This is a genomic window from Mesorhizobium sp. B1-1-1 (assembly GCF_006442955.1).
Classification (GTDB): domain Bacteria; phylum Pseudomonadota; class Alphaproteobacteria; order Rhizobiales; family Rhizobiaceae; genus Mesorhizobium.
Map to the genome: position 1 here is coordinate 552,244 of NZ_VFWW01000001.1, position 17,125 is coordinate 569,368.

General features: G+C 63.5%; 20 protein-coding genes. 12 read left to right on the forward strand and 8 right to left on the reverse strand.

The window, feature by feature from the left end:
* Positions 1-263: 263 nt before the first annotated feature.
* Together FJ986_RS02750 and FJ986_RS02755 are read left to right on the forward strand one after the other, a co-directional pair.
* Positions 264-584 carry a DUF1476 domain-containing protein gene (locus FJ986_RS02750; protein WP_140493820.1) on the forward strand — a complete coding sequence of 107 codons (321 nt, stop codon included), beginning with the start codon at positions 264-266 and terminating at the stop codon, positions 582-584.
* A gap of 163 nt (positions 585-747) precedes the next feature.
* Positions 748-1,521: an HpcH/HpaI aldolase/citrate lyase family protein gene (locus FJ986_RS02755; RefSeq protein ID WP_140558543.1), complete on the forward strand. Its 774-nt coding sequence runs from the start codon at positions 748-750 to the stop codon at positions 1,519-1,521.
* 23 nt (positions 1,522-1,544) lie between these two features.
* Here the strand turns inward: FJ986_RS02755 and FJ986_RS02760 are convergent, their stop codons facing one another.
* Positions 1,545-2,099: an alpha/beta hydrolase gene (locus tag FJ986_RS02760; RefSeq protein WP_140517696.1), complete on the reverse strand. Its 555-nt coding sequence runs from the start codon at positions 2,097-2,099 to the stop codon at positions 1,545-1,547.
* A 244-nt stretch (positions 2,100-2,343) separates the two neighbouring features.
* Between FJ986_RS02760 and FJ986_RS02765 the strand changes: the two genes are divergently transcribed.
* Positions 2,344-3,156, forward strand: a complete 813-nt coding sequence (locus tag FJ986_RS02765; protein WP_140493814.1) for a VOC family protein — start codon at positions 2,344-2,346, stop codon at positions 3,154-3,156.
* Between the two features lie 58 nt (positions 3,157-3,214).
* On the opposite strand, the gene purB is transcribed toward FJ986_RS02765, so the two are convergent.
* From purB to FJ986_RS02780, 3 genes are read right to left on the reverse strand one after another with little or no spacing between them, the layout of a single operon-like run.
* Positions 3,215-4,522: an adenylosuccinate lyase gene (purB, locus tag FJ986_RS02770; RefSeq protein ID WP_140522066.1), complete on the reverse strand. Its 1,308-nt coding sequence runs from the start codon at positions 4,520-4,522 to the stop codon at positions 3,215-3,217.
* Between the two features lie 59 nt (positions 4,523-4,581).
* Positions 4,582-5,106, reverse strand: a complete 525-nt coding sequence (locus FJ986_RS02775) for a hypothetical protein (RefSeq protein WP_224519150.1) — start codon at positions 5,104-5,106, stop codon at positions 4,582-4,584.
* Positions 5,103-5,828 carry a DUF2259 domain-containing protein gene (locus FJ986_RS02780; protein WP_140671741.1) on the reverse strand — a complete coding sequence of 242 codons (726 nt, stop codon included), beginning with the start codon at positions 5,826-5,828 and terminating at the stop codon, positions 5,103-5,105. The genes FJ986_RS02775 and FJ986_RS02780 overlap by 4 nt, the downstream gene beginning before the upstream one ends.
* 138 nt (positions 5,829-5,966) lie before the next feature.
* Between FJ986_RS02780 and FJ986_RS02785 the strand changes: the two genes are divergently transcribed.
* On the forward strand, positions 5,967-6,221 hold the full coding sequence (locus FJ986_RS02785; RefSeq protein WP_140493808.1) for a DUF2171 domain-containing protein: 255 nt from the start codon (positions 5,967-5,969) through the stop codon (positions 6,219-6,221).
* Positions 6,222-6,232: 11 nt separating this feature from the next.
* Here the strand turns inward: FJ986_RS02785 and FJ986_RS02790 are convergent, their stop codons facing one another.
* Entirely contained in the window at positions 6,233-7,252 is a 1,020-nt protein-coding gene (locus FJ986_RS02790; protein ID WP_140493806.1) for a P1 family peptidase, read from the reverse strand.
* Complete coding sequence (locus FJ986_RS02795) at positions 7,252-8,325, reverse strand: branched-chain amino acid ABC transporter substrate-binding protein (protein WP_140517691.1); 1,074 nt, start codon at positions 8,323-8,325, stop codon at positions 7,252-7,254. The genes FJ986_RS02790 and FJ986_RS02795 overlap by 1 nt, the downstream gene beginning before the upstream one ends.
* Before the next feature lie 180 nt (positions 8,326-8,505).
* Between FJ986_RS02795 and FJ986_RS02800 the strand changes: the two genes are divergently transcribed.
* The 7 genes from FJ986_RS02800 to FJ986_RS02835 all read left to right on the forward strand — a co-directional run bounded on the left by FJ986_RS02800 (position 8,506) and on the right by FJ986_RS02835 (position 15,008).
* On the forward strand, positions 8,506-9,033 hold the full coding sequence (locus FJ986_RS02800) for a flavin reductase (protein ID WP_140493802.1): 528 nt from the start codon (positions 8,506-8,508) through the stop codon (positions 9,031-9,033).
* Positions 9,030-9,959 carry a MoxR family ATPase gene (locus FJ986_RS02805; RefSeq protein WP_140493800.1) on the forward strand — a complete coding sequence of 310 codons (930 nt, stop codon included), beginning with the start codon at positions 9,030-9,032 and terminating at the stop codon, positions 9,957-9,959. Before FJ986_RS02800 ends, FJ986_RS02805 begins: the two co-directional genes overlap by 4 nt.
* A 5-nt stretch (positions 9,960-9,964) precedes the next feature.
* Positions 9,965-11,215 (forward strand): VWA domain-containing protein, encoded by a 1,251-nt coding sequence (locus FJ986_RS02810; RefSeq protein ID WP_181181844.1) that lies wholly within the window; start codon positions 9,965-9,967, stop codon positions 11,213-11,215.
* A gap of 57 nt (positions 11,216-11,272) precedes the next feature.
* Positions 11,273-11,611 carry an XdhC family protein gene (locus FJ986_RS02815; protein ID WP_140517690.1) on the forward strand — a complete coding sequence of 113 codons (339 nt, stop codon included), beginning with the start codon at positions 11,273-11,275 and terminating at the stop codon, positions 11,609-11,611.
* Positions 11,612-11,617: 6 nt separating this feature from the next.
* Positions 11,618-12,322, forward strand: coding sequence for an XdhC family protein (locus FJ986_RS02820; RefSeq protein WP_140517689.1), 705 nt, complete (start codon positions 11,618-11,620; stop codon positions 12,320-12,322).
* Positions 12,319-13,929: a molybdopterin-binding/glycosyltransferase family 2 protein gene (locus tag FJ986_RS02825; protein WP_140673340.1), complete on the forward strand. Its 1,611-nt coding sequence runs from the start codon at positions 12,319-12,321 to the stop codon at positions 13,927-13,929. Before FJ986_RS02820 ends, FJ986_RS02825 begins: the two co-directional genes overlap by 4 nt.
* 236 nt (positions 13,930-14,165) lie before the next feature.
* Positions 14,166-15,008 carry an alpha/beta hydrolase gene (locus FJ986_RS02835; protein ID WP_140673376.1) on the forward strand — a complete coding sequence of 281 codons (843 nt, stop codon included), beginning with the start codon at positions 14,166-14,168 and terminating at the stop codon, positions 15,006-15,008.
* A gap of 16 nt (positions 15,009-15,024) precedes the next feature.
* On the opposite strand, the gene FJ986_RS02840 is transcribed toward FJ986_RS02835, so the two are convergent.
* Positions 15,025-16,062, reverse strand: coding sequence for a DUF1176 domain-containing protein (locus FJ986_RS02840; protein ID WP_140493792.1), 1,038 nt, complete (start codon positions 16,060-16,062; stop codon positions 15,025-15,027).
* Positions 16,063-16,204: 142 nt separating this feature from the next.
* Between FJ986_RS02840 and FJ986_RS02845 the strand changes: the two genes are divergently transcribed.
* Positions 16,205-16,711 (forward strand): DUF1993 family protein, encoded by a 507-nt coding sequence (locus FJ986_RS02845; protein WP_140673342.1) that lies wholly within the window; start codon positions 16,205-16,207, stop codon positions 16,709-16,711.
* 58 nt (positions 16,712-16,769) lie between these two features.
* On the opposite strand, the gene FJ986_RS30380 is transcribed toward FJ986_RS02845, so the two are convergent.
* Entirely contained in the window at positions 16,770-17,042 is a 273-nt protein-coding gene (locus FJ986_RS30380; protein ID WP_181171941.1) for a hypothetical protein, read from the reverse strand.
* Positions 17,043-17,125 lie beyond the last annotated feature (83 nt).

Below are 17,125 nucleotides of genomic sequence, written 5' to 3' on the forward strand. Positions count from 1 at the left end.
TGGATTTGCGGGCAGGCGGCAAGCGACCAGTTCCTGTCCGTCTGCCTAAATTAGTGTGGCGACGGTGGCGTTCAATGCCGGTGTCTATCGTAATCGCCTTGTTTGCTCAATCGGCAAATCCTTTCAATCAACTGCTTTCGGGACCGAAATGCCGCAGCGCAGCAAGCCACGAAGCGTATTGACCGGCCGCCAGCCTTTTGGTTTGTGCTTCGCCATCACATATTCATCAATGCCAGCGAATCGATTTCCATCGGAGGGACGCCATGAGCAACATGAAGGATCGCGAAGAGGGTTTTGAGCGCAAATTCGTGTTCGACGAGGAGCTTCGGTTCAAGGCGTCGGCGCGCCGCAACAAGGCTCTCGGCCTGTGGGCCGCGGAAAAGCTCGGGAAATCCGGCGCCGAGGCCGATGCCTACGCCAAGGAAGTGGTTGTTTCCGATATCGAGGAAGCCGGCGATCACGACGTCTTCCGCAAGATCCGCAAGGATTTCGACGCTGCCGGCGTCAGCCAGTCGGACCATCAGATCCGCCGCACCATGGACGAATTGATGGCGCAGGCCATCGAGCAGATCAAGAACACCTGATCCGGCCGAAGCAGGTTCCGCAAAAATGTCCCACAATTTTGCGACGGAACCTGCGGCAAAAGAATGACTGGACCAATCGACCGCCCGGCCCAGCCGGGCGGTTTTTCTTTGCGTTTCCCGTCATTTCCGGCTGAAACTGCGATCCTTAGCGAGGAAACAGCCGATGTCCCTGAAATCCCGCCTTGCGGCCGATGAAACGCTGGTCACCGCATGGTCAGGCGTGCCGGACGCGCTGACCGTCGAAATCCTTGCCAGGCAGGGCTTCGATGCGGTCACGCTCGACATGCAGCATGGCGGCCATCATGAAGACAGCGTGTTGCGCGGCCTGGCGCCCGTGCTTGCCACCGGCAAGCCGGCATTGGTGCGTATTCCCGTCGGCCGTTTCGACATGGCCAGCCGGGCGCTCGATTTCGGCGCCGAGGCGGTGATCGCGCCGATGGTCAACTCGGTGGCGGATGCAAAACTGTTCGCTGCGGCGATGAAATACCCGCCGGTGGGCGAACGCTCCTGGGGCCCGACCTATGCCTTCCCACGCCATGGCAAGGGTGATCATGCCGAATGGCTGCGCGACAGCAACCAGCGCACCATGGCCTTCGCCATGGTCGAGACGCGGGCGGCGCTCGATGCACTGGACGGCATCCTCGATACACCCGGTATCGATGGCATTTTCCTGGGGCCATCGGACTTCTCCATTGCCTGGTCGAACGGCGCGACCGTCGATTCGACGCTCGAAAGCATGATGGAAACGGTGGGTTCGATCGCCGAGCGTACCCGCAAGGCCGGCAAGCATGCGGCGATCTACGTCATCGAACCGGCCATCGCCGGCCGCGTCGTGGCGATGGGCTACCGCCTGCTGGCCACAGGGTCCGAGCACTCGCTGATTTCGCTAGGGGCGAAGACGCTGTTGAAAGGCATCAAGGATTCGATCGGCGGCTGAGAGCCGCGATCCGGTCGAGGTCGTCAGGCCTTCAGTTCGGTTAGAAATTTGGCGAAGGTCATCGAACCTTCGGGCCATGGGCCGAAGCCTGAATCGGTGTTGAGGTGACCGGCTTCACCGGCATCGATGAACAGAGATCCCCAGGCGCCGGCAATGTCCTCGGCGACGTGGAAGGCGCAGAACGGATCGTTGCGGCTGGCAATCACCATGGACGGGAAGGGCAACGGCTCGCGCGAGTAGGGGCCGAACGTCATCAGGTGCCTTGGCCGTACCTCCGGATTGGCGACATCGGGCGGCGCCACGAAGAATGCGCCGGCGACCGGCTTGCGAAACTGCGGGACGGCTTGCACCGCCGCGGCAACGCCAAGGGAATGCGCGACGAGGACGACGGGCTTCTCGGCTTCATTGACCGCTTTTGCCACGCTCGCCGTCCAGTCATCGCGCACGGGCTTCGACCATTCCGCCTGCTCGACGCGCCGCGCGGTCGACAGCTTTGACTGCCAGCGGGTCTGCCAGTGCTCGGGTCCGGAGTTAGTGTAGCCCGGGATGATGAGAATATCTGCGTCTTTGACTTTCATGGCGCTGAGATAGCGAGCGTGATTGCCTCATGCAACCGCCGATGGGTGCGCTCCTGCTTGCAATGGTGAACACCATGTTCGCTTTTCGCTGTCTTGTGTGAACGATCACGATCGCCGATTTGTCCTCTGGAAAGAAACAGCCGTGAAGGACCGCATTTGGTGCTGACACGATGTACAATGATCGCCGGCGCCGGGCTCCTGACCTCGGGGTTTATGCCAAAGCGTCGCCGCAACGGAGACAATCATGAGCGAACTGCCCTTTGCCGCCACCACGCCGGTGAGCGTTGCCCGGGTCGGGCTGAAGGCGCGCGACGCCGAAAGCCTAGCGGCCTACTATCGCGCTGTTGTCGGCTTGCAGGAATTGAGCCGCGCCGATGGCGCGATCACCCTGGGCGCCGCCAACCGTCCGCTGTTGGTGCTGGAGCCGGACGCCTCGGCCAAGCCTGACGATCCGCGCAGCGCCGGCCTGTTCCACACGGCTTTCCTGCTGCCCAGCCGTGCCGATCTCGGCCGCTGGATCAACCACGCCATATCAGACAAGATCGCCATAGAGGGCGCTTCGGACCATCTGGTCAGCGAAGCGCTGTACCTCACCGATCCCGAGGGCAACGGGATCGAGATCTATGCCGATCGCCGTCCGCAGGACTGGACGTGGAACGGCGACAAGATCGCGATGGCGACCGAACGGCTGAACATTCCTTCGGTCGTCGCCGAAGTGCCGGCGGGCGACGCGGGCTGGCAGGGAGCGCCTGAAAACAGCATTGTCGGCCACGTCCACCTGCGCGTCGGCCGGCCGGAAGAGGCGGAAGCCTGGTGGAACCAGGAATTCGGCTTCGACACGGTGGCGAAGTATGGCGGCCAGGCTGTGTTCCTGTCGTCAGGCCACTACCATCATCATATCGGCGCCAATGCGTGGCAGAGCGCCGGCGCCGGCCGCCGCGATCCGACCCGGTCAGGCCTTGCCTGGGTCGAGATGCGGTCCGACAACGTGGCCAGTGAAACGACCCGCGAAGATCCGTGGGGCACGGTGATCAGGACCGTTCCCGGCAAAGCGTGATCGGCAGTTACGTCCTGCGGTACCTTCTCCTCGTAGCGACGGGGAGAAGGAAAGCCCCTCAGGCCTCTCCGAACACCCGCCGGAAGATCGTGTCGACATGCTTGGTGTGGTAGCCCAGGTCGAATTTCTCGCGGATCTCGGCTTCCGGCAAGACGGCGGTGACGTCATTGTCGGCCAGTAGTTCTTCAAGAAAATCAGCGCCTTGCTCCCACACTTTCATGGCATTGCGCTGCACCAGCCGGTAGGCATCCTCACGGGAGACGCCGGCTTGCGTCAATGCCAGCAGCACGCGCTGTGAATGCACCAGGCCGCGGAACTTGTTCATGTTCTTCAGCATGTTGTCGGGATAGACGAGCAGTTTGTCGATGACGCTGGTCAGCCGCGCCAGCGCGAAATCCAGCGTCACCGTCGCATCCGGCCCGATCATGCGCTCGACGGAGGAATGCGAAATGTCGCGCTCGTGCCAGAGCGCCACATTCTCCATCGCCGGCAGCGCGAAGGAGCGCACCATGCGGGCAAGGCCGGTTAGGTTCTCGGTCAACACCGGGTTGCGCTTGTGCGGCATCGCCGACGAACCTTTCTGGCCAGGCGAAAAATACTCTTCGGCTTCCAGCACCTCGGTGCGCTGCAGATGCCGGATCTCGATCGCCAGCCGCTCCACCGACGATGCGATGACGCCGAGCGTGGCAAAGAACATGGCATGGCGGTCGCGCGGGATCACCTGCGTCGATACCGGCTCCGGCTTCAACCCGAGCTTTGCCGCGACATGCTCTTCGACATAAGGCTCGATATTGGCGAAGGTGCCGACCGCTCCCGAAATGGCGCAGGTGGCTATGTCCTCGCGAGCATGCACGAGCCGCTCGCGGCAGCGCGAAAATTCGGCATAGGCTTGCGCCAGCTTGACGCCGAAGGTGGTCGGCTCGGCATGGATGCCGTGGCTGCGGCCGATGGTGACGGTATCCTTGTGCTCGAAGGCGCGGCGCTTCAGCGCCGCAAGCAGCGCGTCGATGTCGGCCAGCAGCATGTCGCTGGCACGCGTGAGCTGCACCGCGAAACACGTGTCGAGAACGTCCGAGGATGTCATGCCCTGATGGATGAAGCGGGCGTCGGGTCCGACGAATTCGGCGAGATGGGTGAGAAAAGCGATGACGTCGTGCTTGGTGACGCGCTCGATCTCGTCGATCGCATCGACGTCGAACTTCGCGGCATTGCCTTTTTCCCAGATGGTCTTCGCCGCCTGTTTCGGGATGACGCCGAGTTCGGCCAGCGCGTCGCAGGCATGAGCCTCGATCTCGAACCAGATGCGGAACCGGGTTTCGGGCGACCATATGGCCACCATTTCCGGCCGGGAGTAGCGAGGGATCATCGGTCAGTCCTGACGTGTCGAGAAATTTGCCCGCGTCCTAACAGAGGCGGACAAAATGCTCAACGCCGCCGCCGCGCAAACCAGAGGCTGGCGGCAAACAAGGCGAGGAACCCGATCGGGAAATAGAGCCTGATGCCCAGCACCACGAACTGGTAGAGCGCCACCGCCATCGTGAAGACGAACTGAAGCCCCCAGGTGAGGGTGAAGGTGGGTGCATGCCATGCGGCATAGTAGGACCGGTATTGCAAGGCATACAGCCCGGCGGTCAGGCCGATCGTCGCGGCGGCGAGACCCACGAATGCCGCCGCGAAGGCGACTTCCCAGCTCCTTCCGCGCGAGACCAGCCGTGCCGCGAACAGGCCAACAGGAAAGGCCAGAGCGCCGCCGCCTGCAAACAGCAGCGTCACGGTGCGGATTTTATCTGGCGTCACCCAACTTTCCAGCAACAGGTTGAGGAGCGCGCTGGCGCCCATCGTGGCGGCCCAAAGCAGCGCGCCGAGCAGCGCCGTGCCCGGCGTTGGTATGGCGCCGCGGAGGCGGCCCAGGGCGCGATGACGCCTGGCGGGGTGGACGAGCGGTGTCACGGGCGGCCGGTCACCGCGATCCAGCGATAGTCCGGGCCTTCGAAGCCATGTTGGCGCACCGCGATCAGCACCGCATAGGCGCTGGGATTGTCCATCGAAAATGTCTGCACGGCTCCGATGCGGTAGCCGTTCGGGCAACCCCGGCTCTTGGGGATCGATTTGTCCTCGTGCAACAGCTTCGTCGTACCGCCGGCTTGCGCCTCGACGCGCAGCAGCCGAAAGCCATTGATCTCACCCTGGCTCTCGCAGCCCTTAGTCTCGTTCATGCCGATCTCGTCCAGCCGGAACTCGAGCGGCTGGTCGACTGGCGAGAAGATCGGACGCGGATTGACCGCCATCCGATGCGGGTCGGCGGACATCTCCGTTACCGGGTTGAAGCCTGCGGTGATGCCCTTGTTCGCGGCCAACTCCGCCTGGCTGACGACCGCTTCGCCCTTCTCGCGGGCCTGAATACGAGCCGCCGTCAACGTGGCGTTCTCGTCGTCGAGCCGGACGCGAATAGGCGTTCCCTGGAGAAAGCTGTCGTTGCTGGTGTCGATATAATAGCGATTGGCGTAGGGAAATCCCGATCCATCCTGCACGCCATATTCTTCGAACGCGAAGATGCCGCCGTCCTTGGTGAAGCCCAGGATTTCAAGCTCGGCGACATCCCCGGCCCGGGCGGCGACGACTGCGCAAAACTGCGCAAGCAGGCAAACGGCAAACAGAAGAAGGTTTTGCATGAGGTTTTCCGCCGGCCAACGATATCGCCATTCCCTATCACGACAAGATACCGGCGTCGCGCTGCCCGATAAAGCAAGCGCCATGCATCCAATCGCGGCCTCGTCTGTTATTGTCGGCAGTCCCAATGGAGAACCACCATGACCGACACCAGCAAAATTCGTGAGCATATGGAAGTGATCGGTGCCGATGGCGTTCATGTCGGCACGGTCGACAAAGTCGAGGGGCAGCGGATCAAGCTGACCAAGTCCGACAGCGGTATGGGCACGCATAAGGGGCACCATCATTTCATTCCCCTGAGCCTTGTCGCGGAGGTCGAGGGAAAGAAGGTCTGGCTGTCGGCGAATTCCGACGTCGCGGTCACTTTCGAGGAAGAAAAGTCCGACCCCACCTGATCGCGTATAAGTCAGCGCGAAGACCAGACCGGAAACAGATCGCCCTCGGCGGGCGTCGCGGCGAAAACGCCGCGCGTGATGGCGCGCGCCATCGTGGCGCCTGCCGCGGCATAAAGGTCGATTGCCGCGTCGGCTTCGAGCCGGATACCGCTCCTGCCGGTCGCCAGCGCGAAGACCAGATCGCCATCGGCCGGCGTGTGCGTCGGCCATATGGCCCGCACGAAACCGTCATGCGCTGACATGGCCAGGCGCTTTGCGGCGGCCTTGGTGAGAACGGCATCGGTGGCGATAACGGCGATGGTGGTGTTGCCGCCGGCATCCGCCTTGCCCGTGAACGTCTTGTCGCGAAACTTCAAGAGGATGCTTTTGGCGTCGTCCGGCATTGGCGAGGGATAGCCAAGCCCGCCGAATTCATCGCCGATCTCGAACGGAGCCGCCCAGAAATGGCGGCTTCGGCTGATGGTCACCGAGCCGATCGGATTGACCGCCGCCAGCGCGCCGATGGTGACGCCATTGTCAAGCAGCGTCGAAGCCGAGCCAAGCCCGCTCTTGAGACCGGAGGTCAGCGCGCCGGTGCCGGCGCCGGTCGTGCCGATCTGGAAATCCGAACCGGCGGCCTGCACCGTCTCGTAGCCGAGGTCGCGGTATGGCGGATAGCGGCCCCAGTCCTTGTCGCCGCCATTGCGCAGGTCGAACAGGATCGCCGCCGGCACGATCGGCACGCGAAAGCCGCCGACCTCGAAGCCGATGCCACGCTCGCGCAGTGCTGCCTGTACGCCGGACGCTGCGTCGAGGCCGAAAGCCGACCCGCCCGACAGCACCACGGCATGGACCGTCTCAACCGAATTGTGGGGTTCGAGCAGGTCCGTCTCGCGCGTGCCCGGCGCACCGCCCAGGATCTGGACGCCGGCTACGGCCGGCTCGTCGCAAAGGACCGTCGTCACGCCGGATTTCAGTCGGGCATCGGAGGCATTGCCGACGCTGAGACCGGCGACATCGGTGATCAGGTTGCGCGGGCCGGTGCGAAACATCAGTTGCTTTCCAACGGTACGAAGCGGGCGCCATCGAACCGGAAGACGCGGTACGGATTCCGGCTGAGGTCGCCCTTCGCATCAAAGCGCACCGGCCCGATCGCCGTGGTGAAATCATGCCCGATGAGCGCTTCCGCAAGCGGCCTGCCGGAGCTTGCGGCTTCCGCCATCGCCGCCTTGGCGGTTTCTACCGCCGCATAGGCCGGCAGCGTGTAGCCGTCCGGCACGATCTTCTGCGAGGCAAACACCTCGAGCACCTTGGGATTGGCGACATCGGCCCATTCCGGGGGAGCGATCATCAGTGTTCCCGTGGCATAGGGCACCGCTCCGGGCGGCGTGCGCAGGTTCTCGCCGCCGGCGAATACGATGCCGGCGTCGAGTTGCGCTGCGTCGCGACCCATGATGGCGATGTCGTCGCCGTCGCCACCGGCAAAGACATGGGTTGCGCCGGCCTTCTTTAGCCGGCCAATCAGACCGATCTGGTTGTCGAGCTGCGGCCGGAACGTATCGACGAACACCGGCTTCAGCGCCGCCTGTTCGGCCGCCGCCCGCAACGTCTCGGCGATCTCACGGCCGTAGATGGTGCCGTCATCGATGACGGCGAACAGTTCGTTCTGCCAAAGCCGGGTAAGGGTGTTGGCGACGGCATTGCGCTCGTCGTCGCCCCTCGGTCCGAGCCGGTAGACCGGCCAGCCGGTCTTGGGACGACGGTCAGTCAGGCTTTCGGTTCGCACGCCAACGGTGATGACGGCGATGCCTGCGTCCTTCAAGATCGGCATCGCCGCCTCGATCGCTTCCGTACAGAGAAATCCCACGACGACATTGACCTTGGCGGTCGCGAATTCCCGGGCTGCCGCGGCACCCCCATCGGCCGTGCAGGCATCGTCGATGGTCTTGAGCTCGATGCCGTTCGCCTGGGCCGCCACTTCCGCGCCGGCTTCGATCTGCCTGCCAAGGATCGCCGAGGATCCGGAGAGCGGCGCGGCAACACCGACGAGCAGCGTCTGGGCGTTGGCGGCGCCGGTTAGCAGCAGCCAGGCCAGCGCAGCAGATATCGTTGCCCCGGGTCGCATCCTGTCGAAGACTTCCTCCAAGCGAGCCCGGATGGTCCCGGAGCCACTCCCGCCAAGACCTAAAGGCTGCCCGGTCTTGGCGCAACACGCGAATTTCGGGATATGGGCCAAGCACTTCGCTTGTGGCATGTCATATCTAGCCATATATAGCGGTAGGGTTCAGGCTATGGAAAATCTCCGGTGTTGAAGAAGAACGACATAGGACCGCAGGCCTATCGCGACGCGATGAGCCATTTTGCCGGTCACGTCCATGTGGTGACCACCGACGGGCCGGCCGGCAAGCGTGGCGCGACGGTCATCGCCGCCTGTTCGGTTTCCGATACGCCGCCGACCATTTTGGTCTGCCTGAACCGTGAAAATCCCAAGAACGAGCCGTTCGTGAAAAACGGCAGGTTTGCCTTGAACACGCTTGCCTCGCACCAGGAGCCGCTGTCGATCGGCTTTTCCGGCATCACCGGCCTGCCGGTCGAGGAACGTTTCGCGCTCGGCGAGTGGGATGTGATCTCCACCGGCGCGCCGACCTTGAAGGGCGCGCTCGCCGTGTTCGACTGCGAACTGATCGACACCAAGGACCTGGCCACCCATCGTGTGCTTTTTGGCAAGGTGACAGGCCTGCGCATGGGCGATAATTTGCGGCCGCTGATCTATCACGCCCGCGGCTACCACGTTTTGGAAAGCGGGGCAGAGGCGTCCACGGAGAAGGAATGACCGAGCTAAAACCGCGCCCCGTGCCGCGGACGATCGACGAGACGCTCGATCTCTTGACCGGCGCGGACTATGTGGCGGACCGGTCGTTGGCCACCGTGCTTTTCCTGTCGCTGCGCATGAAGCGGCCGCTGTTCCTCGAGGGCGAGGCCGGCGTCGGCAAAACCGAGATCGCCAAGGTGTTGGCAGAGGCGCTCGGCCGCCGGCTGATCCGTCTGCAATGCTATGAGGGTCTCGACGTCTCGTCCGCCGTCTATGAGTGGAATTATGCCGCGCAGATGATCGAGATCCGCATGGAGGAGGCGGCCGGCAAGGTTGACCGCTCCGACATGGAGCGCAACGTTTTCTCGGAAAAATACCTGATACGCCGTCCGGTGCTCGATGCGCTGACCGGCAAGGCCGGCGCCGCCCCGGTTTTCCTGATTGACGAGCTCGACCGTACCGACGAGGCGTTCGAGGCGTTCCTGCTCGAGATCCTTTCCGATTTCCAGGTGACGGTGCCCGAACTCGGCACGATCAGGGCGGAGGAGCCGCCGATCGTCATCATCACCACCAACCGCACCCGCGAAATCCATGACGCGCTGAAGCGGCGCTGCCTCTATCACTGGGTCGATTATCCCAGCGCCGAGCGGGAGTTGGAGATTGTGCGCCGCAAGGTGCCGCAGGCGAACAGCCGGCTTTCGGCCGAGGTGGTCTCCTTCATTCAGAAGCTCCGCCAGATCGAATTGTTCAAGATGCCGGGCGTTGCCGAGACCATCGACTGGGCCGGCGCGTTGACCGAACTCGACAAGGTCGCGCTCGACCCGGAAACCGTCTCCGACACGATCGGCGTGCTGCTGAAATACCAGGACGACATTGCCCGCATCGGCGAGGGTGAAGGCCGGCGTATCCTCGACGAGGTGAAGGCCGAGCTTTCGGCGGCGGAGTAGGGCTCATGGCCATGCCTCGCGCGGAACCCAGGGAGGCGACTGTCGACGGTCACATCGCCGACAACATCGTCTATTTCGCCCGTGTCTTGCGCAAATCAGGCATGCGCGTCGGTCCGGCCTCGGTCAAGGATGCCATCGAGGCGGTACTTGCCACCGGCATCGGCGCGCGCGACGATTTCTACTGGACGCTGCATGCCGTGCTGGTGTCGCGGCATGAGGACCATGCCACCTTTGACGAGACCTTCCGGCTATTCTGGAAGTCGCGTGAGCTGATCGAAAAGATGCTGGCGATGCTTTCGCCGGTGGCGCCCGATACCAGGGAGAAGCAGAAGCCACGCGCGGCCGAAAGCCGTGTCGGCCAGGCGATGTTCGAAGGCCACAGCAGGAACCAGCCGGCGCGGGAAATCCCCGAGATCGAGGTCGACGCGCGCTTTACTTTCTCCGGCAACGAGGTGCTGAGGGCCAAGGATTTCGCTCAGATGAATGCCGCCGAGATGGCCGACGCCAAGAAGGCGATCGCCGAACTGCGGTTGCCCTTCGACATGGTGCGGACGCGCCGTTTCAAGGCCGATGCGCACGGTCGCCGCATCGATCCGCGTGCCATGATGCGCTCCGCCGCACGCACAGGCGGCGAACTGATCCTGCCGAAGTTCCGCTCGCCCCGCGAAGTGTATCCGCCGCTGGTCGTGCTTGCCGACATTTCCGGTTCGATGAGCCAGTACACGCGAATCTTCCTGCATTTCCTGCATGCTCTGACGGAAAAGCGCCGGCGCGTGCATACTTTCGTCTTCGGCACCAGGCTCACCAATCTGAGCCGACAGATGCGCCATCGCGATCCCGACGCCGCCCTGGCCGACTGTTCCACCGCGGTCAAGGACTGGTCGGGCGGCACGCGCATCGGCGACACGCTGGCCGAGTTCAACCTGATATGGTCGCGGCGCGTGCTGGGACAGGGCGCGGTGGTGCTTTTGATCACCGACGGGCTGGAGCGAGACGAGGTCGACGGCCTGTCGGAGGAAATGGAGCGTCTGCACAAATCCTGCCGGCGGCTGATCTGGCTGAACCCCTTGCTGCGCTTCGACGGTTTCCAGGCGCGCGCCCGCGGCGTCAGGGCGATGCTGCCGCATGTCGATGAATTCCGTGCCGTGCACAATCTCGACGCGCTTGCCGATCTCTGCGCTTCGCTGGACCGGAAGCCTGGATATGCCGTCGATCCGCGGCGATGGATGGAGGGTGGCGCGAGGCGCGCCGCGTAGCCATATGCTGCTGAAGACACATATTTCCGGGAAAAACAGACCCTGAGAGAAGCAACGATGAGCGACAGCATTTATCTCGACGAGGCCCGTGACCCGCTGATCATCGCGGAAGGCTGGATGAAGGAAGGCAAGGATGTCGCCATCGCGACCGTTGTCGAGACCTGGGGTTCCGCGCCACGCCCGGCCGGCAGCCATCTGGTCATCGACGCCGACGGCAATTTCCACGGCTCGGTTTCGGGCGGCTGTGTCGAAGGCGCCGTGGTGACGGATGCCATGGACGTCATCGGCACCGGCAAGCCCAGAATGCTGGAATTCGGCGTCGCCGACGAGACCGCCTGGCAGGTGGGCCTTTCCTGCGGCGGCCGCATCAAAGTGTATGTGGAAAGGCTAGGCTGATCTTCAATGGATCCCTATGCGCTGAAAACACTCAACGCCGAGCGCCGCGCGCGCCGCGCCGCGATCCTGGTCACCGATCTTGGTGACGGCCGCGACCGTGTCGTGCGCGAGGGCGATCCGGTCGCCGGCGATCTCGGTGCCGCGATCAGCAAGGCGTTCCGCACCGGGAATTCCGGCTCGGTCGAAGCGGAAGGGCGGACCTTTTTTCTCAACGCGCATCTGCCGCATCCTCGCCTGGTGGTGATCGGTGCCGTGCATATCAGCCAGGCGCTGGCGCCAATGGCCAGGATCGCCGGCTATCCAGTCGAGATCATCGATCCGCGCACGGCTTTTGCCACGTCGGACCGCTTTCCCGATGTCGCTTTGCACGCCGAATGGCCTGAGGAGGTCCTGCAACGACAGCCACTCGACAGCTACACGGCAGTCGCTGCCATCACCCACGATCCCAAGATCGACGATTTCGCGCTGAAGGCGGCGCTCGACGCCAGGTGCTTCTATGTCGGGGCACTCGGCAGCAGGAAAACCCATGCCAAGCGTGTCGAGCGCCTGTTGGCGCTGGGCGCCAGTTCCGAGCAGATCGGTCGCATCCAGGCGCCGATCGGTCTCGATATCGGCGCGGCCAGCCCCGCCGAGATCGCCGTCGCCGTGCTGGCGCAGGTCATTCACGCGTTTCGCTCGCGCGGCCTTGAAGCCAGGGAAGCCGCAGCGTGAAATTCGGCCCGGTTCCTATCGAACAGGCCGAAGGCGCCGTGCTTGCGCACGCGACGACGGTCGGCGAGCGACGTTTCCGCAAAGCGCATCGGCTGAGCGCAGAGGATGTCGGGGTGCTGAAAGCGGCGGGCATCAGCGAAGTCGTCGCGGCCGTGCTTTCTCCCGGCGATCTGGGCGAAGACGCCGCCGCCGAACGGATCGCGACCGGTATGCGCCACCGCAACGTAGAGGCCAAGCCTGCCGCGACCGGGCGGGTCAACCTCCATGCCCAAGCCGCTGGCGTCTTCACCGTCAACAGCGCGATGATCGACGCCATCAATGCCGTCGATCCAACCATCACCATCGCCACGCTTGGCCAGCATGCGCCGGTCGAAAAGGGCCAGATGGTGGCAACCGTGAAGATCATTCCCTTCGCCGTCGGGTCGGCGCTGGTCGATGCCGTACTGGAAATCTGCGCCGGCGGCGAGATCTTTGCCGTCAATGCCTATCGGCCCATTCGTGTCGGTGTCATCCAGACCGTCTTGCCGGGCGTCAAGCCGAGCGTGCTCGATAAGACGTTGCGCGTCACCGAGGCACGGCTGGCGCGTTCGGGCGGGCGGCTGACGGCCGAGCGCCGCACGCCGCACGAGGTTGCGCCGGTTGCCGAGGCGGCCGCCTCGCTGGCGCGCGATAACGACATGGTGGTGATCTTCGGCGCTTCGGCCATGAGCGATTTCGCCGACGTCGTTCCGGCCGCGATCGAGGAAGCGGGCGGTACTGTCATCCGCGCCGGCATGCCCGTCGACCCCGGCAATCTGCTGGTGCTCGGCAGGCTCGCCGGCAAGCAGATCATCGGCGCGCCGGGCTGCGCCCGCAGTCCGAAGGAGAACGGCTTCGACTGGGTACTCGACCGGCTGATCGCTGGCCTCGACGTTACGGCGAACGACATCGCCGGCATGGGCGTCGGCGGCCTGCTGATGGAAATCCCGACGCGCCCGCAGCCACGCGAACCGCTGCCGGCCGGAAGCCGGCTCAAGGTCGGGATCGTGCTTTTGGCGGCGGGCCGTTCGAGCCGCATGGGCGGGCCGAACAAGCTTATGGCGCTTTTCGACGGCCAACCGTTGGTCCGCCGTACAGCAGAGCGTGCGCTCGCCTCGAAAGCTTCGGGCACGATCGTCGTCACCGGCCATCAACGTGAGCGGGTGCGCGGCGCGTTGTCGGGCCTGGACGTGACCTTCGCCGACAATCCCGATTTTGCCGATGGGCTCTCCACCTCCCTGAAAGCCGGTATGGCCTATCTGCCGGGAGATGCCGCCGGTGCGATGATCGTTCTCGGAGACATGCCGGGTGTCTCGACCGGCGATCTCGACCGGCTGATCGATGCGTTTCGCGGGGCGGGAGGCAATTTGGTCGTCCGCGCCTCGCACCTTGGCAAACGCGGCAACCCGGTACTTCTGCCGCGCTCGCTGTTCCCGGCTGTCGCCCATCTCGAAGGTGATACCGGCGCACGCCATCTGGTCGAGGCCGGAGGACTTGACGTCGTCGATGTAGAGATCGGCGAGGGCGCGTCCGTCGATGTCGACACTCGCGAGGCGCTGGAAGGCGCCGGCGGCGTGCTGCAGGATTGACAAAGCGAAGTCGAAAAACGCATGCCTTGGGCATGGCTAATCGTACCGTCGCACCCCCCTCTGGCCTGCCGGCCATCTCCCCCTCAAGGGGGGAGATTGGACATCATTTCGGCTTTCGCCAATCTCGAAGGCCGGCAGAACGGCGCAGCCACCGAAACTGCCAATCTCCCCCCTTGAGGGGGAGATGGCCGGCAGGCCAGAGGGGGGTGCTCACGCTCTCTGCCTTTCTGATTTCGATATTTTTCCTGTTTTCTGCTGCCCAGGCCTCTGCTCTCCAACTAAAACCCTTCAAGGACGATCTGTTCGCCTATCCCGCGACGCTCTCGTCAGACGGCGCCTACACGGTGATCGACTACCGCGAGATGCGCGACATCAACCAGCGCGACGAGGTGCCGGAAAAGCGCGTGCATGCACAGTATACCGATACCGGTGTGCGCAAGGTGCAGCAGGATCTGCTGTTGAAAACCGATGCCGGCGACGTCCGGCACATCGCTGTAGGCAAGACGCAAGGGGCTTCCGTCATCGTGCTCTACCTGCACGGGCAGGGCGGCAGCCGCAAGCAAGGTGTCGACGACTTCACCTTCGGCGGCAATTTCAACCGCATCAAAAACCTGATGGCAGGCAATGGCGGCCTTTATCTCAGCCCTGACTTCCCAGATTTCGGCGACAAGGGGGCGGCACAGGTCGCGGCGCTGATCGATCACTATGCGCAACAGTCGCCGGGCGCGAAGATCTTCGTCGCCTGCGGCTCGATGGGCGGCGCATTGTGCTGGAAGCTTGCCGCCCGCACGGACACAGGCAGGCAAATCGGTGGGCTTTTGCTGCTTGGCTCGCTGTGGGACGAGAGTTTCTTCTCCAGCCTTGCCTTCAGACGCCACGTGCCGGTTTTCTTCGGTCAAGGCAGCCATGACGTGGTCTTTCCCGTGGCAAACCAGGAATCCTTCTTCCGGTCCATCATCGCCAAGTCGAAAGCCTATCCGACCCGCTTCGTGCGCTTCGAGACCGGCACGCACGGCACCCCCATCCGCATGGTCGACTGGCGCGGCGCGTTGAACTGGATGCTGTCGAAGGCGCCGTGATCGGACCTCGCGGGGCTCAGGGAGCGGTGTTGTAGTCGACAACCGTTTGCGGGTTTTCCTCGCCGTCATAGGAGGCGTCGACGTCGTACTGGACGAGTGAAAAATCGCCGTTGCGGAACAGATAGGTGCCTGCTGACGAGGCATCGCCGGCGCCGCGCCACTTGTTGAAGGTGGTTATCGTGTGGGCGTCCTGGTCGTAGCTGGAATTGGTCGCCCAGCCGGTGGTCCGGAAGCCGACGATGTGCATGGATTCGACCTTGCCTTCGCTGTCGTTGTTCACGTAGCGGATGTCCATCTCCGGTTCGGTGAACTGCAGTTGCCTGACGCCGTTCGCCTCGTCGGTCATGTAGTAGATCGAGCTTTCATTGTAGGCGGCCGCCGAGCAGGAAAAATGGAACAGGCGCGTTTCCTTGTCGGGATCGCCGGCCGCCGCATCCTTGTCCCTGTATTTGATGGAAAAAATCTCCGGCTCCTTGGCCGCGAGATCCTTGTCGCATTGGTCGCTATAGCTGGCCAGGAAAGCCTTCTTGGCCTGCTCCAGCGCTGCATCCCTCTTCGGCGGCGGCGGGCCGTCGCCACAGCTAGCCGGCACAGCCTCCTCGAAGTCCGCGCTCGACGGCTTCAGCGCTCCGCTGTCGATGAAGATCGGCTGGAATGGCGGCGCCTGAATCTGGGCATTGACCTGGCGCAGCGTGTAGCAGCCGGCAAAGACCTTCGCCTCGCCCTTCTTGTCGGTTGCCTGGATGGCGACCGGCACGCTGTAGTAGATGCTGCCTGCCGCGCCCTCGTTGGATACGGCGCCGGTCCTGACATCCACCTTGTCGGTACCGTCATAGCCCTTGACGAAGCTGTCGAAGTCCTTGGCCGGCTTGGTATCGCCATAATAACCCCAGGCACGTGCGAATTCATGCCGGTTGATGGCACTGTAGAGCGAGCGGACAACTGCCTCGGCGCTCGACCTGTCATCGACGTAGGGCGCCTCGTCGGCAGGTGCCGACTGGGCGATCGAGGCAAGGGAGAACAAGGCAGTTGCTGCGAGAAAAGCGTGTCTCATCGGGAATCTCCACGCGGTAACGGAGATTCTACCACGGTGATTGCGGCGACGTGGTGACGCCTTGCGGGTATCGCTTGAAGAATCGCCCGGGAAGGCGCTAGTTCGCGCTCGCGGCGCTTCAACTGCCCCGGGAGATAATTGCGTGACCCTATCCATGTATGAAGTATCGGTGGCTGTGTTTTCGGCCCGGTTGAAAGCGCTGTCCAGCGTGCTGTCCACGGCCGAACAAAACGCCGGCGAGCGCAAGATCGACCCGCAGGTGTTCCTGACGGCGCGGCTGGCGCCCGACATGTTCGCCTTGACCAGGCAGGTGCAGATCGCCACCGACCATGCCAAGGGAGCCCCATCGCGGCTCGCCGGCCGGGAGGTTCCCAAATACGAGGACAACGAGGCGAGCTTTGCCGAATTGCAGGCGCGCATCGCTAAGACGCTTGACCATCTGGCGACGTTCTCCGCGGCCGATCTGGAAGGTTCGGACGAGCGGATTGTCGAGGTCAGGCTCGGCGGGCGCGAGGTCTCGATGGCCGGTTTGCAGTATCTCCTGCATCTGGCCATGCCCAACTTCTATTTCCACCTCACCACCGCCTACGACATTCTTCGCCATAATGGCGTGCCGCTGGGCAAGGCAACGTTCCTGGGCTCGCGTTGACGGATCACGTCGTCAAGGCGTTGCCCGTCCGGAGCCGGAATATCCCTGGCTGGCCGAACTAGCGAACGGACATTTCGCGGGCGATGCGCGGGAAATCGGCGGGCTTGATGCCGATGTCGGCGCGGTCCGCATTGCTCATGGAATGCAGCAGCGCGAGCGCGGCACGATAACGCAGATGTTCCTGCGGCCGTGGCCGCGCGAACATTTCAGTGAAGAACCCCATAATCCAGGCCCCTGTTGGACCTCCCAGCGTCCGAATATAGGGGATTCGTGACGATTGTGCAGTGCAGCATTTGCATGCCTGCCATGCTCTGCAAAATTTTTCTGCCATGATCCTGCATCGCCTGAAACTTTCGCAGATCGCGAATCGTATCCCTCTCGCTGGCAGATGGCCGGTTTTTTCCTCGCCGCTTC